This is a genomic window from Aeromonas sp. R4-1, assembly GCF_040908325.1.
Taxonomy (GTDB): domain Bacteria; phylum Pseudomonadota; class Gammaproteobacteria; order Enterobacterales; family Aeromonadaceae; genus Aeromonas; species Aeromonas veronii.
Genome location: NZ_JBFODM010000060.1, coordinates 192,692 through 205,805 on the forward strand (window position 1 = coordinate 192,692; position 13,114 = coordinate 205,805).

General features: G+C 61.8%; 13 protein-coding genes. 4 read left to right on the forward strand and 9 right to left on the reverse strand.

Translation table 11 applies throughout. The features are described 5' to 3' along the window. The first annotated feature begins 142 nt into the window (after nt 1-142). On the forward strand, nt 143-1,411 hold the full coding sequence (locus tag AB5Y90_RS10485) for an O-acetylhomoserine aminocarboxypropyltransferase/cysteine synthase family protein (RefSeq protein ID WP_257124170.1): 1,269 nt from the start codon (nt 143-145) through the stop codon (nt 1,409-1,411). Between the two features lie 107 nt (nt 1,412-1,518). After that, nucleotides 1,519-2,145, forward strand: a complete 627-nt coding sequence (locus tag AB5Y90_RS10490; RefSeq protein WP_160880561.1) for a glutathione S-transferase family protein — start codon at nt 1,519-1,521, stop codon at nt 2,143-2,145. 64 nt (nt 2,146-2,209) lie between these two features. Here AB5Y90_RS10490 and AB5Y90_RS10495 read toward each other — a convergent pair whose 3' ends face one another. Both AB5Y90_RS10495 and AB5Y90_RS10500 read right to left on the reverse strand, forming a co-directional pair. Beyond that, nucleotides 2,210-3,109, reverse strand: coding sequence for a DMT family transporter (locus AB5Y90_RS10495; RefSeq protein ID WP_257124169.1), 900 nt, complete (start codon nt 3,107-3,109; stop codon nt 2,210-2,212). A 137-nt stretch (nt 3,110-3,246) separates the two neighbouring features. After that, a complete protein-coding gene (locus AB5Y90_RS10500) occupies nt 3,247-3,687 on the reverse strand; it encodes a DUF2214 family protein (protein ID WP_257124168.1) in 441 nt (146 codons plus the stop codon). A gap of 83 nt (nt 3,688-3,770) precedes the next feature. Between AB5Y90_RS10500 and AB5Y90_RS10505 the strand changes: the two genes are divergently transcribed. Then, nucleotides 3,771-5,405: a sensor domain-containing diguanylate cyclase gene (locus tag AB5Y90_RS10505; protein WP_307896033.1), complete on the forward strand. Its 1,635-nt coding sequence runs from the start codon at nt 3,771-3,773 to the stop codon at nt 5,403-5,405. A 115-nt stretch (nt 5,406-5,520) separates the two neighbouring features. On the opposite strand, the gene AB5Y90_RS10510 is transcribed toward AB5Y90_RS10505, so the two are convergent. The 6 genes from AB5Y90_RS10510 to AB5Y90_RS10535 are packed head-to-tail and all read right to left on the reverse strand — an operon-like array spanning nt 5,521 to nt 10,786. Continuing rightward, the gene (locus tag AB5Y90_RS10510) at nt 5,521-6,174 is read right to left on the reverse strand and encodes an HAD family phosphatase (RefSeq protein ID WP_257124166.1); all 654 of its coding nucleotides are present in this window, start codon (nt 6,172-6,174) and stop codon (nt 5,521-5,523) included. A 39-nt stretch (nt 6,175-6,213) separates the two neighbouring features. Next, the gene (locus AB5Y90_RS10515; protein ID WP_257124165.1) at nt 6,214-7,221 is read right to left on the reverse strand and encodes an ABC transporter ATP-binding protein; all 1,008 of its coding nucleotides are present in this window, start codon (nt 7,219-7,221) and stop codon (nt 6,214-6,216) included. Nucleotides 7,222-7,227: 6 nt separating this feature from the next. Further along, on the reverse strand, nt 7,228-8,004 hold the full coding sequence (locus tag AB5Y90_RS10520) for an ABC transporter permease (protein WP_257124164.1): 777 nt from the start codon (nt 8,002-8,004) through the stop codon (nt 7,228-7,230). Beyond that, a complete protein-coding gene (locus AB5Y90_RS10525) occupies nt 7,997-8,896 on the reverse strand; it encodes an ABC transporter permease subunit (protein WP_257124163.1) in 900 nt (299 codons plus the stop codon). Before AB5Y90_RS10525 ends, AB5Y90_RS10520 begins: the two co-directional genes overlap by 8 nt. Beyond that, a complete protein-coding gene (locus AB5Y90_RS10530) occupies nt 8,896-9,729 on the reverse strand; it encodes an alkaline phosphatase family protein (RefSeq protein ID WP_257124162.1) in 834 nt (277 codons plus the stop codon). The genes AB5Y90_RS10525 and AB5Y90_RS10530 overlap by 1 nt, the downstream gene beginning before the upstream one ends. Before the next feature lie 10 nt (nt 9,730-9,739). After that, nucleotides 9,740-10,786, reverse strand: a complete 1,047-nt coding sequence (locus AB5Y90_RS10535) for an ABC transporter substrate-binding protein (RefSeq protein WP_071913232.1) — start codon at nt 10,784-10,786, stop codon at nt 9,740-9,742. Between the two features lie 212 nt (nt 10,787-10,998). On the opposite strand from AB5Y90_RS10535, the gene AB5Y90_RS10540 reads away from it, so the two are divergent. Continuing rightward, nucleotides 10,999-11,811, forward strand: a complete 813-nt coding sequence (locus tag AB5Y90_RS10540) for a UTRA domain-containing protein (RefSeq protein ID WP_368166857.1) — start codon at nt 10,999-11,001, stop codon at nt 11,809-11,811. A gap of 40 nt (nt 11,812-11,851) precedes the next feature. On the opposite strand, the gene AB5Y90_RS10545 is transcribed toward AB5Y90_RS10540, so the two are convergent. Then, the gene (locus AB5Y90_RS10545) at nt 11,852-12,616 is read right to left on the reverse strand and encodes a helix-turn-helix transcriptional regulator (protein ID WP_005336490.1); all 765 of its coding nucleotides are present in this window, start codon (nt 12,614-12,616) and stop codon (nt 11,852-11,854) included. Between the last annotated feature and the right edge of the window lie 498 nt (nt 12,617-13,114).

Here is a 13,114-nt window from a genome sequence, read left to right on the forward strand (position 1 = left end):
CATGCCAACCACCCGGGACGCGCATCCCCTGCGGGCGACACTGCTTTGCCGGATCTTGCTGTTTACATCGGCCACGGGCCTGATAGATTGGACGTCTATCCATCTATAACTGCCATAAGCAACATCCAACAAGGAGTGTGTGATGAAAGATGCGACCCTGGCCCTGCACCACGGCTTTTCCAACGACCCCACCACCAAAGCGGTCGCCGTGCCCATCTACCAGACGGTGGCCTACGAGTTCGAGAGCGCCCAGCACGGGGCGGATCTGTTCAATCTGGCGGTGCCGGGCAACATCTACACCCGCATCATGAACCCCACCAATGATGTGCTGGAGCAGCGGATGGCCGCGCTGGAAGGGGGGATTGCCGCGCTCGTGGTCTCGGCAGGTTCCGCCGCCATCACCTACGCCATTCAGGCGCTGACCGCCGCCGGTGACAACATTGTCTCCACGCCCCAGCTCTATGGCGGCACCTATACCTTGTTCGCCCACATGCTGCCGAGTTTCGGGGTCGAGGTGCGCTTCGCCAGGGATGACAGCGCCGAGGCCATCGCCGCCCTTATCGACGACAAGACCAAGGCAGTCTACTGCGAGAGCATCGGCAACCCGGCGGGCAACATCGTCGATCTGGCCGCGCTGGCCAAGGCCGCCCACGCCCGTGGTGTGCCGCTCATCGTCGACAACACGGTCGCCACCCCGGTACTCTGCAAGCCCATCGAACACGGCGCTGACATAGTCGTACACAGCCTGACCAAATATGTCGGCGGCCACGGCAACTCGCTGGGTGGCGTGGTGGTCGACTCGGGCAAGTTCCCCTGGGCGGATCACCCCGAGCGCTTCCCCCAGCTGACCAAACCCGAACCCTCCTACCACGGGGTGGTCTATACCGAGGCCTTTGGCCCTGCCGCCTTTATCGGGCGGGTACGCACAGTGCCGCTGCGCAATACCGGCGCAGCGCTGGCGCCGATGAACGCCTTCCTGCTGCTGCAGGGGTTGGAGACCCTGAGCCTGCGCATGGAGCGCCACGTCGACAACGCCCTGCGGGTCGCCAACCACCTCAAGCATCATCCCAAGGTGGCCTGGGTCAGCTACGCCGGTCTGCCGGGTCACCCTCACTATCTGCTGGCAGAGAAGTACATGGCCGGCCGCCCCTCGGCCATTCTCTCGTTCGGTCTGAAGGATGGTTATGAAGCGGGTGTGCGCTTCTACGATGCGCTGAAGATCTTCAAGCGGTTGGTCAACATTGGCGACGCCAAGTCGCTGGCCTGCCATCCAGCCTCCACCACCCATCGCCAGTTGAGCGAGGAGGAGCAGGCCAAGGCAGGCGTGAAACCGGAGATGATCCGGCTGTCGGTCGGGATCGAGGCGATCGAGGACATTCTGGCGGATCTGGATCAGGCGCTGGAGGCCTGAGTCAGTCAACGAGGGAGCGGGCATCAGCCCGCTCTTTTTTTACTGCCGGTGAACCGCCCCCCCTCGCCCGTTCGTACACCCCATCCTGCCACCAAATCGAGGTCGTTATGATAGTCCTGCACCACCTGAACAAATCCCGTTCCCAACGCATCATCTGGCTGCTCGAAGAGCTGGGTCAACCCTATGAGATCAAGGCGTATCAGCGCGATGCCGCCACCTTTCTGGCACCGCCCGAGCTAAAAGCCATCCACCCCCTCGGCAAGTCGCCGGTCATCGAGTTCGACGGCCGGGTGCTGGCGGAATCGGGCGCCATCACCGAGTACCTGATTGCCCGCTACGCCGCCGAGCGGCTGGCACCGGCACCAGATAGCCCGGAGTATCCCGAATATCTGCAGTGGCTCCACTTTGCCGAGAGCTCCGGCATCCTGCCGCTGCTGCTCGACATGTTCGTGCGCAAGGATGGCAGCCCGATGCGCTTCCTGCCGGACTACGCCAAGGCGGAGTGTGCCAAGGTGCTGGGCTACCTCAATGAGGTACTGGCGAGTCGCCACTATCTGGTGGGGGATCGCCTCTCCGGCGCCGACATCATGAACTCCTTCCTGGTGGATCTGCTGGCGCAAAGTGGTCAGCTGGCCCACTTCCCGCACCTGCAAGCCTATTGGCAGCGCCTCAATACCCATCCGGCCCGTCAGAAGGCGGTAGAGCTGGAGCGCGAGCTGGATCAGCGCCCCTGATCCAAACAGCCACCATGCAAAACGCCCCGACAGTCGGGGCGTTTTGTTATGCTGCGAGCGCGGTTTACTTGGTCACAGGCACCTTGTCTCGGCGCGACTTCCACCACCAGCGCAGCCGGATTTGAGAGATAAGCATTCCCGCCAACATCAGGGCGCAACCGGCGATAGCGCGCTCGTCCAGCGTCTCCCCCAGCAGCAACACGCCACCCACGGCGGCAAACACGGTCTCCAGACTGAGGATGATGGCTGCGTGGGCCGGATGAGCGCCCCGCTGCCCCACCACCTGCAGGGTATAACCGACCCCGACCGACACCAGCCCGGCATAGAGCAGCGCCTGCCAACCGGCTACTGCACCAGCCACAGTCGGGGTTTCGATGACAAAAGCATTGGCGAGGCTGAGCAGGCCGCAGACTACAAACTGCACCCCGGCTAGCTTGATGGGAGCAACACGGTTGGAGTAGTGATCCACCAGCAGCAGATGCACAGCCCAGAACAGGGCGCCGACTACCTGCAACAGATCGCCAAAGCCGATGGTGAACTCGTCGGTGACGCTCAGTACATAGAGACCGGCCAGCGCAATGACGGCGCCGATCCAGGTATTGAGTCCGCTCTTGTGGCGCAGCAGTAGCCCCAGTACCGGCACCAGAATGATGTAGAGCCCGGTGATGAAACCGGCCTTGGCGGCCGTGGTATAGAGCAGCCCCACCTGCTGCAGGGAGGCGGCACAGAACAGCACCAACCCGGCCAGCACACCACCGATCAGCAGCTGGCGATGGTCGCCCGAGATAGCAACAGGTTGTCGGGATTTGAGCCACCAGAGCAGCGGCAGCAGGGAGAGGGCGCCGAGCAGAAAGCGCAGGCCATTGAAGGTATAGGGCCCCATGTGATCCATCCCGAGGCGCTGGGCGACAAAGCCCATACCCCAGATGGTGGCAGCCATCAGCAACATCAGATTGGAGCGCATGGCGATTCTTCCTTAAATCGGCGCGTGACGGGTTATCCGATCCAAGATACCCGCCTCCCTATCCTCTTGTCTCCACTCTTTGTCTTCGCTCTCGCTCTCCACGCGCTGCATTGCACTGCTTTTGAGCACCGCGAGTGTTACAGCAGCGAGGGCTTGGTGAACATGGCCAACAGGGCAATCAGTAGCAGATTGCCCCGCAGGATCCACACCACCCGGAAGTGCTGCTGAATGGAGATCATCGGCGCCTTGCCCAGACGCAGGGCGCGACGCCAGCGATAGAAGAGGCGGCTGGGATAAACGAGGGAGCCAACAATCAGCAGAAACAGCCCCATCTTGAGGCCGTGGGCAGGATGGGCAAAGATCTCTGCCACCGAGCTGGCATGCTCGAGGGCCAGCAGACACCCGGTCGCAAAGATGGAGAAGAGCGCCAGCGCCGCCACCCCATCTGCCAGCAGCAGGCGGCGCACTCGCAGCATGTTCAGGCCGCGCCGAAAGATCAGATACTCGACACAGAGGGCAAGGATCAGCACCGCTATGCTGCCATAATGAATCATTGAGAGCAGAGTGTGGTTCAGCATCGGAAACATCTCATTTTCTGCCTTTAGACGAGCCGCACCGCATCATATATGCTGGTGTCACCCGAGACGAAAAGGATCTGTTCATGTCCCCCGCCAAGCCCAAGAACACTTGGTCTTTGATCACCCGCATGCGGCTGGGCCTCCTCTTGCTCTTTATCCCTGTGTTGCTGCTCGGCAGCATCTACTACCTGCATATGGAGCGCACCCTGCGCCACGAGCAGCAACAGAACCTGATTGCTCGCAACACCCAGTATTTCCATACCCTGATCGAACCCTATCTGGCGACCCTCAAACGCCAGTTTACGCTCATTTATCAGCAGGTAAATTATCAGGATTTCAGCGGCCCGGAGATCCTTAACGGCGAGCGCTACCTGCAACAGTGGCAGGCCTATCACAAGGTGATGGAGCTCGATTACGTCTACGTGGGCACCGAGCATCGCAAGATGCTGATCCACCCCTCCTGGCAGGCCGACGAGAAGTTCGATCCCAGAACCCGCCCCTGGTATCTGCTGGCATCCAGCCATCCCGGACAGATTGTCTGGACCGATCCTTATTACGACTACACCTTGGGCACCCTCACCATGGCGCTGGCCCGGGTAATTGAAGATCCTGACGGCAAGCGGGTTGGCGTACTCTCGCTGGATACCCAGCTCACCCCCCTCGCCAACTGGCTAAACAGTCGGCATGATCAGAGTCACCATCTGGGCAATGGCTATCAGATCCTGCTCAACCATGACGGGCTGGTGCTGGCCCATCCGGATCGCGAACGGGTATTCAAACCCCTCGCTCACCCCGACTGGCTGGCCCGGATGCAACTGCCGCAGGGCTTTTTCCTCGATAATGCCAGCGACCTGATGGTCTCCTACTACCGCATCCCCGAACAGCGCTGGATCCTGCTCAGCGTCGAGCCGACTGCCAGCATGCAGCAGGTGATCGACAGCGTCTCCATCAACGTGCAGCTGATGATTGCCGTCGCCTGCATCCTCTATCTGCTGCTGGCCCTGCTCTGGTCCCGCTACTTCCGCCGCATGCTGGGGGAGATCACCCTGCTGATCCGCGCCAGCCGCTCCGGCGGTATCGCCTACAACGGCCGCCGCATGCTGGAGCTGGCCAAGGTCTATGAAGAGATGGATGCCGCCAGCCAGGACTTTGCCCAGATCCGCCTGCAAGCCCATCAGGACAAGCTCACCGGGCTCTACAATCGTCGCTTCTTCGACGAGTGCCTGCAGAAGCAGCTCAACAGTGGCGCTCCCTTCGGGGTGGTGATGTTCGATCTGGATGACTTCAAACGGGTCAACGATACCCACGGCCATCAGGCGGGGGATGTGGTGCTCAAGCGGGTGAGCAAGCTGGGCATGAATCTGTTCCACGAGTGGGGCTGGTTCTGCCGCTATGGCGGCGAGGAGCTGGTGCTGATCTTCCGTTACGGCGAAGAGCAGCCGATGCTCCCCTCCCTGCTGGAAGCGTTCCGGCTCGGGGTGGAGCAGCTGGAGTGGCGCGAACCCGACCTCACCATCACCATCAGTGGCGGGGTGGCCTTCAGCCGCTCCGGGCTCTCGGCCAAAGAGCTGGTGGAGCTGGCCGACAAGGGGGTCTATCAGGCCAAGCGGGAGGGGAAAAACCGTATCTGCTTCCCGCTGCGCCACGCCCCTCACCAGAGTGCCGAGGAGGAAGTGCCCGCCTTTGGCGAGCCCCGGCAACAAACCAACGAGGGGTAGCCACCGCCGCCAGCATCAACCACAACGCCGTCAGCAAAAACAAAGAGAGAGGCTCCAGCCTCTCTCTTTGTTTAACGTGCTTCTTGCCGCACGTTAAGCCTGTGTGACGCACGACTCAGCGCTGCCACTCCCACACCGGCCAACCCAGCTCCCCGGCCTGCTGACGCAGCGCGGGGGCGGGATTGACCGCATGAGGATGGCTCACCGCCCGCAGCATGGGCAGATCGTTGTGAGAGTCGCTGTAGCCAAAGCTCCCCTGCCAGAGGTGGTCCCTGCCGGCAAAGAGCTGGTTGATGCGGGCCACCTTGCCCTCGCGAAAGCTGAGGGTGCCGCGGGTCTGGCCGGTCAGCATCCCCTCCTCCTCATCGAGCAAAATGGCGACGCAGTGATCCATCCCCAGCATCTTCGCCATGGGGGCCACCAGATGCTCGCCGGAGGCGGAGATGAGCACCAGTTCGTCGCCCCGCTCCCGATGCCATTCGATGCGCGCCAACCCCTCGGGGTAGAGGCGCTCGCGCAGCACCTGCTCGGCAAAGCGGGCACAGAGCGAGTCGAGCCACTGGCGCGTCTTGCCCGCCAGCGGTTGCAGGGTGAAGGCCATGTACTGGTGCATATCCATCTTGCCCTGATGGTAGAGGGACATCATGGCCTGCTCCTCGGCGATCATACTGGCGGGGGCCAGCTCCTCGGCCACCATGTACTCCAGCCAGAGGCTGGCGGAATCCCCGGCAATCAGGGTCTCATCCAGATCAAACAGTGCCAGTGCCATGAGGGCTCCTTGCGGTAACAACGAAAATGAAACGAGGCGTCATGCTACCTCACAGAGTTGATCCCGGGCCACCGCCAGGGTCACGGCACTGCCGGTAGCCAGCAGATCGCCAGCCGAACGGTTGAGGCAATCCACCGTCAACAGCCCCGCCTCGCACTCCACCTGATAGCGGATAACGTTGCCGAGCAGCTGTTGCTGACGAACGATGCCGGGCAGGCTGGGTTCGCTGCTGCTCGCCCCGGCGGGCAGCAGGGTAATGGACTCCGGCCGCAGCGCCAGCTTGCCCTGAAAACGGGGGCCAAACAGCGACTTGCCCTGCTCTGCGCCGAGCAGGTTGTAGTTGCCGATAAAGCTCGCCACAAACTCGCTGGCGGGACGGGTATAGATCTCCTCCGGCGTCCCGCTCTGGACGATGGATCCCTTGTTCATCAGGAAGATCCTGTCCGACATGGTGAGCGCCTCCTCCTGATCGTGAGTCACGAAGATGGTGGTGAGCTCGAGGCGCTGCTGGATCTCGCGGATCTGCTGGCGCAGGCTGCGGCGGATACGGGCATCCAGCGCCGAGAGCGGCTCGTCCAGCAGCAGGATCCGCGGCTGCACCACCAGCGCCCGGGCCAGCGCTACCCGCTGACGCTGGCCACCGGAGAGCTCGGCCGGATAGCGGCGCTCGAAACCGGTCAGCTCCACCAGCTCAAGCGCCTCCTGCACGCTGGCCGCCAGCTCCCGCCCCGGCTGGGGTTTCATCTTGAGGCCGAAGGCGACGTTGTCCCACACCGTCATATTGGGGAACAGCGCATAGCTCTGGAATACCATGCCGATACCCCGCTTCTGGGGCGCCTGCCAGGTGATCTCTTCACCGGCCACCCGCACCTGACCGCCATCCACCGGGGTGAGCCCGGCCAGCGCCCGCAGCAGGGTGGATTTGCCGCAGCCGGAGGGGCCAAGCAGGGTCACCAGCTCCCCCTTGCGGATGCCGAATTCAATCCCCTCGAACACTCTGGTGTCGCCGTAGGATTTGTGCAATTGATTCACTTCTAGATGGAACATGTTGATTCACCGATGAAATCTGTTCGCCGCCCAGGTGAGCAGCAGGGTCAGCAGGAAGTAGCTCATCACCAGCGCGCTGGTGAAGTGGCCCGAGGTTGAACGCATGTTGTAGAGATAGACCTGCAGGGTCTCGTAACGGGTGCCAACCAGCATGTTGGCAAACACGAACTCGCCGAGCAGGAAGGAGAGGGAGAGAAACAGCGCCGCCAGCAATCCCTTGCGCAGGCAGGGGATCACCACCAACAGAAAGGCGCGCCGACTACTGGCCCCCAGCAGGTGGGCGGCATCCATCAAATCCCTGAGCGGTACCCCTTGCAGGCTGTTGGCCAGCGCCCGATACATAAAGGGGAGCACCACGGTGAACCAGGTGCCGATCAGGATCCACGGCGTGCCGATAATCGGCAGGACACCATCGGCGTAGATCTGCAGCAGCCCCACTGACGAGACCACCGGCGGCACCGCAAAGGGGAGCAGGATCAGCAGGTTCATCCAGGGATCCAGCTTGGGGAAGTAGTAGGCCACCACCAGCACGGTCGGCACCAGCACCAGCGTCCCCAGCAGCAGAGTGGCGAAGCAGACCAGGAGGCTGCGGCCAAATGCAGCCAAAAAGCGCGGGTCACCCCACAGCTTGAGATACCAGTCGAGGGTGAAGCCATCCGGCAGCAGGGTCGCCCCCCAGCGGGTGGAGATGGAGTAGAGAAAGGTAGCCAACAGCGGCAGCAGCAGGGTGGCAACCAGCCCACTCAGCACCCACTTGGGCCAGCGCGGCGTCAAATCATGCATGGGATTGCCCCTTGTTCACATAGCTCTTTTTCAACAGCCACTGGTTGGCGACCGTCACCACTCCCAGCAGCACCATCAGGATCACCGCCAGCGCCGCCGCCATATTGGGCTCGAGGAAGATATCGCCGGAGACCAGACTGGCCACTCGGATGGTCACCAGATTGAAGTTGCCGGTGGTGAGGGCGTAGGCGGAGGCATAAGCCCCCACCGCGTTGGCAAACAGGATGATCAGGGTGCCGAGCAGCGCAGGCGTCAGCACCGGCAGCGCCACATGCCACACATATTGTCCCTTGCTCGCGCCGAGCAGCGCGGCCGCTTGCGGCCACTCATCCTGCAGCGCATCAAACGCCGGGTAGAGCAGCAGCAGGGCGAGCGGGATCTGGAAGTAGGTGTAGATGAGGATAAGGCCGCTGCCCGAGTAGAGGTTGAAGCCGTCGATCAATCCCCAGGATTTCAGCAGCAGGGTCACCGCACCATTGATGCCGAGAATGATGATAAAGGCGAAGGCCAGCGGCACCCCGCTGAAGTTGCCGGTCATGGTGACAAAGGCCAGCAGCAGCCGTTTGACCCGCTCACCGCTGTGGCGCAGCGCCGCCGCCCCGAGGGTGCCGATGACAAGCCCCGCCAGACTGGCGATACCGGCAATGCGCAACGAGTTGCCGAACGATTGCAGGTAGAAGGGGGAGCTCAAAATCTCCCGGTAGTAGTCGATGCTCCAGCCATCGGAGGTCTGGAAACTGCCCACCAGCACCCACACCATGGGGGCGAGCTGGAACAGGATCATCAGCAGGACAAACGGCAGCAGCACCAACGCGGGCAGCCAGTGACGGCGCACCTTCTGCTTGGTTGCCACGGGTTGATCCACGAGGATCTCGGTGGTTGCAGGCATCATCAGTGCACCTCGCGCATAAAGGCGGCCTTGAGCAGCGGTGGCGCTGCCGGCTTGTCGTGGGAAACCCCCAGCAGATCCGCCATCAGGGCGCAGAGCTGGGTCTGGGCAATCGCCACCCCATCCGGCCAGCGCTCGATAAAGGCATCGCCAAACAGCCAGAGCGGCACGGTGCGCTCTTCCGGCAGGGTGCCGCCGTGGCTCAGGTCGTTGTTCATGCCGTGATCCGAGGTGATCACCACCTGATACCCCTCCGCCAGCCACTGGGGCAGCAGATCGGCCAGCAGGCTGTCCATCCGGCGTGCCTGATTGCGGTACTGGCAGGAGTCGAGGCCAAACTTGTGGCCCGCATCGTCCACCCCCATCGGGTGGATCAGCAGAAAATCGGGATCGTACTGGCTGCGCAGCCATTCCCCATCCATCAGCAGATGACTGTCGGGATAGTGGTCATCCCAGTAGAAGCAGCCGTGCTGAATGGGCAGTTGCTCGTCGTGAGTAAAGCGATCACGGGCCGCCAGCCAGGGGCTCTTGTTGTAAAGCTCGCTCACCCAGTAGTAGGCCGCCGCTGCGGTGCGTTTACCCGCGGCACGGGCCAGATGGAAGATGGAGTCATGCAGACTGAGACGACTCACCCCGTTGTGGGTGATACCGCTCGCCACCGGCGGTACGCCGGTCAGGATGCACTCGTAGAGAGGCCGGGAGAGGGATGGCAGGGCGCAGCTGAGGGTCGTATAGAGGCCGCGCTCCGCCTCCACCATGCCTGCGAGGTAGCCCATTCCATGGGCTACCCCGGCAGAGAGGCCATCCACAAGTACCACTATCACCTTGTGTTGCACTGGCCGCTCCTTACTGCATGTAGATCATGACGTTCTCTTGCCACTGACGCGGCAGGGCCTTGGAGCTCTGCTCCCAGGCTGCGTGATCCTGCACCGGCTTGGCATTGGCGTACTGCTCGGCCGGCAGCAGCTTGGCCTTCACGTCCTCCGGCAGCGCAACGTTGCTGCGGATCGGGCGAGCGTAGCCACGGGCCAGGTTGATCTGACCGGCATCGGAGAGGATGTATTCCCGCGCCAGCTTGGCGGCGTTGGGGTTCTTGGCCCACTTGTTGATGATGGTGGTGTAACCGGCGATGACGGAGCCGTCGCTCGGGATCACCACTTCAAACTTCTTGGGGTCGATCTGGTCGCGGTAGTTGAGGGCGTTGAAGTCCCACAGCACACCCACTTCCACCTCGCCCTTCTCGATGTTGGCGATGGTCGGGTCGTTCAGCGACAGGCGCCCCTGCTGGGCCAGCTTGCCGAACAACTCCAGGGCGGGCTTGAGATTCTTCTCGCTGCCACCGGTGGCATAGGCCGCCGCCAGCACGCCGTTGTTGGCTTGCGAGGCAACGCCCACGTCACCCAGGGTCACCTTGTAGTTGCCGCCCAGCAGGGATTGCCAGCTGGTGGGGGCAGCCTTGACCAGATCCTTGTTGATCAGGAAGGCGATAGTGCCGGTATAGGCCAGCATCCAGTGACCATCCGCATCCTTGGCCCAGTTGGGAATGTCGGCCCAGGTGGAGGGCTTGTAGGGTTGGGTGACCCCCTGCTTGACCGCAACCGGACCGAAGGCGCCGCCCACGTCGCCGATGTCGGCGGTGGCGTTGGCCTTCTCGGCGGCGAACTTGGCGATCTCCTGCGCCGAGCTCATGTCGGTATCCTGATGCTTGATGCCGTAGATGTTGCCCAGCTGCTGCCAGGTATCCTTCCAGTTGGCCCAGCTGTCGGGCATGCCGATACTGCTGAGCTGCCCTTCGCCGCGAGCGGCCTTCTCAAGATCTGCGATATTTTCGGCGGCAAACAGTGGCTGACTGATGGCCACCAGAGCCAGTGCACTTGCGATCACGCTTTTCATCATCCCATCCCTCTGGACTAGGTCAGTTAAGGTTCGAGAGGGATGCTAGAGGGGAAATATGACGGTCGCGGGGCGCTTTGATGGCAGTTTGATGACAATTTCCCTGTCATGTCGCTGTCATCCACTGCGGTTACAACTCTGAACCCAAGTGAAGCTGGACTACTCCAGCAAGGACTGAACCAACAAGGGCCAGGCCAGCCCGCACAGCCAGAATGAGTGACAGGGACATAATCGTGATTGAACCGAGATTGAGCGAACGGGTCGCGGCAGATGGCCGCGCCTCCAAGTGCGAACAGATTTGCCAGACCCTGCGCCGCTATATCGGCAGCGGCCAATTGGGGGCCGGGCAGCAGCTGCCCGCCGAACGGGCCCTGAGCGAGCGTTTCGCCACCACCCGCATCACCATCAAGGAGGCGCTCTCCAGCCTCGAAGCAGACGGCCTTATCTACCGTGCCGAGCGGCGCGGCTGGTTTGTGGCACCACCCCGCCTCACCTACGATCCCGCCATCCACACTCACTTTCACCAGTGGATCGGCGAACAACAACGAACCGCCGAAACCCGGGTGCTGGCCCACGGCAGCGAGCTTGCCAGCAGCGAGCTGTGCCGCTGGATGGGGCTGGAACCCTTTACTCCACTTTATGAGATCCGCCGCCAGCGGCTGATCGACGGCCGCCCGGTGCTGCATGTCAGCCACCACCTGCTGGCGAGCCGCTTTCCCGATATCGCCAGCGCGCCGCTGGCCAGCTCCCTCACCGAGCTCTATCAGCAGCGCTATGGCATAGGCCAGGGCGGGGCGAGTCTCGAGATCACCCCCTCGGCGGCGCGGGGCGCCATCGCCCGCGCCCTCAATCTGGCGGAGGGGAGCGCGGTACTGCGGCTGGTGCGGGTCAACTATGACGAGCGGGGCGCTCTGGTGGATTGCGATATCGAGCACTGGCGGCCGGATGCGATCCGCATCTGTCTGGATACGCGAGCATTGCAGCCGCTCGCAGGCAAGCTGCAACAAACCCGGGTCGCCGATTAGACTCCAGCCAACAGAGCGGATCCCGCAGGATCCGCCGGGATCAGTTGTCGATATTGGGGATCATGTCGTCGAAGCTCTGGTAGCCGCAGTCGGCCAGTTGCAGCGACATGGTGTAGGTCTTGGCGTGCTCCTGCTGGCCGATGGCGGGGCGGTTGAGCTTGATCTCCTGATGCCAGTACTCCTTCATCCGGTCGATCAGCGCCATCGCCTCCCCCTCGTTGAGGTGCAACTGGCAGAGCGCCATATAGTTGTTCGACTTGTGCATGTTCTCCACCAGATACTCCCCCAGCACCGACATCGCCTGCCGCGCCTGCTGGCGGGCGAAACGACTGTGCTGCTCGAAGCTGATCCGCTCGCTGATCAGGAAGTGGTAACTGTTGTCGATACCGAGCTGCAAAATGCCAAGCTTCTCCAGCTTGCGCAGATAGAGGTAGCAGGAGGCATCGGTCAGGCCGTACTCCCGCTTGAGATCGATCAGCGTCTTGTCGCGCCAGAAGATATTAGCGAGAAAGGCGTAGAGCCCCGGCTCGTTGTGAAACGCCTCATCCTGCTCCTGGGTAAAGACGGCGCGGCGGCTCTGGGCGTCCTGAGTGCGATCCAGCAACTCCTCGAACGAGAGCCCCACCAGATGGCAGATCTCCAGCAGGGTATCGAACGGCAGCGAGGGCTTGTTCATCATCCGTTTCACGGTCGCGATGGAGACACCCATGGCTTCTGCCAGGGTCTGATAGCGGATCCCCTTGTCGGTCAGGGTCTTCTTCAGGGTGTCGAGAATATTGTTGGCCAGGGTCTGGCTGTAGGTCATGCCACTCTTCCTTGTTATCGCACTTTCATTGCATGGTTATGCCGAGTCAGCTTCTGACCTGTTTTTTACCTTCAAGGCTCAGATATTGACACCGAAAAAACAGCCTAGAGAAAAAATCGCCTACAACGCCCATCAGGACAGACCAGTTGAACGATGAGGTCGCAAAATATGACACCAGACAGTGCATATCTTTCAACCCGCAAACATTTTGCTAGTGCTGCATAGAACATCGCGCATAATCGAAACGTATCGAATTCAAGACCCTTCCTGGTTGAGAAATCGATTGTTTGCTTCCAAATTTTTATCTTTTAAACCGTAAGGTTTTTTCTCTTTCCTGGCATTGGGCGGCGCTGATAGCACCGCCCTTTTCTTTTCCCTGAATTCGCAGGTCAGGTCAAGGGCCCCGGCAAGGGGAAGTGTCACCGGCCACCCGCCGCCCACTGATGCGCCAGCCACCACGCCCCCTCTGGCAAGGTATCCTAAACGATCATAAATACC

Excerpts from the sequence above, each read along its gene's own strand:
- AB5Y90_RS10490 (WP_160880561.1), top strand. The coding sequence starts at position 1,519 with ATGATAGTCCTGCACCACCTGAACAAATCCCGTTCCCAACGCATCATC.
- AB5Y90_RS10535 (WP_071913232.1), bottom strand. The coding sequence starts at position 10,786 with ATGAAAAGCGTGATCGCAAGTGCACTGGCTCTGGTGGCCATCAGTCAG.
- AB5Y90_RS10505 (WP_307896033.1), top strand. The coding sequence starts at position 3,771 with ATGTCCCCCGCCAAGCCCAAGAACACTTGGTCTTTGATCACCCGCATG.
- AB5Y90_RS10540 (WP_368166857.1), top strand. The coding sequence starts at position 10,999 with ATGAGTGACAGGGACATAATCGTGATTGAACCGAGATTGAGCGAACGG.
- AB5Y90_RS10545 (WP_005336490.1), bottom strand. The coding sequence starts at position 12,616 with ATGACCTACAGCCAGACCCTGGCCAACAATATTCTCGACACCCTGAAG.
- AB5Y90_RS10495 (WP_257124169.1), bottom strand. The coding sequence starts at position 3,109 with ATGCGCTCCAATCTGATGTTGCTGATGGCTGCCACCATCTGGGGTATG.
- AB5Y90_RS10510 (WP_257124166.1), bottom strand. The coding sequence starts at position 6,174 with ATGGCACTGGCACTGTTTGATCTGGATGAGACCCTGATTGCCGGGGAT.
- AB5Y90_RS10485 (WP_257124170.1), top strand. The coding sequence starts at position 143 with ATGAAAGATGCGACCCTGGCCCTGCACCACGGCTTTTCCAACGACCCC.
- AB5Y90_RS10520 (WP_257124164.1), bottom strand. The coding sequence starts at position 8,004 with ATGCATGATTTGACGCCGCGCTGGCCCAAGTGGGTGCTGAGTGGGCTG.
- AB5Y90_RS10525 (WP_257124163.1), bottom strand. The coding sequence starts at position 8,896 with ATGATGCCTGCAACCACCGAGATCCTCGTGGATCAACCCGTGGCAACC.
- AB5Y90_RS10515 (WP_257124165.1), bottom strand. The coding sequence starts at position 7,221 with ATGTTCCATCTAGAAGTGAATCAATTGCACAAATCCTACGGCGACACC.
- AB5Y90_RS10500 (WP_257124168.1), bottom strand. The coding sequence starts at position 3,687 with ATGCTGAACCACACTCTGCTCTCAATGATTCATTATGGCAGCATAGCG.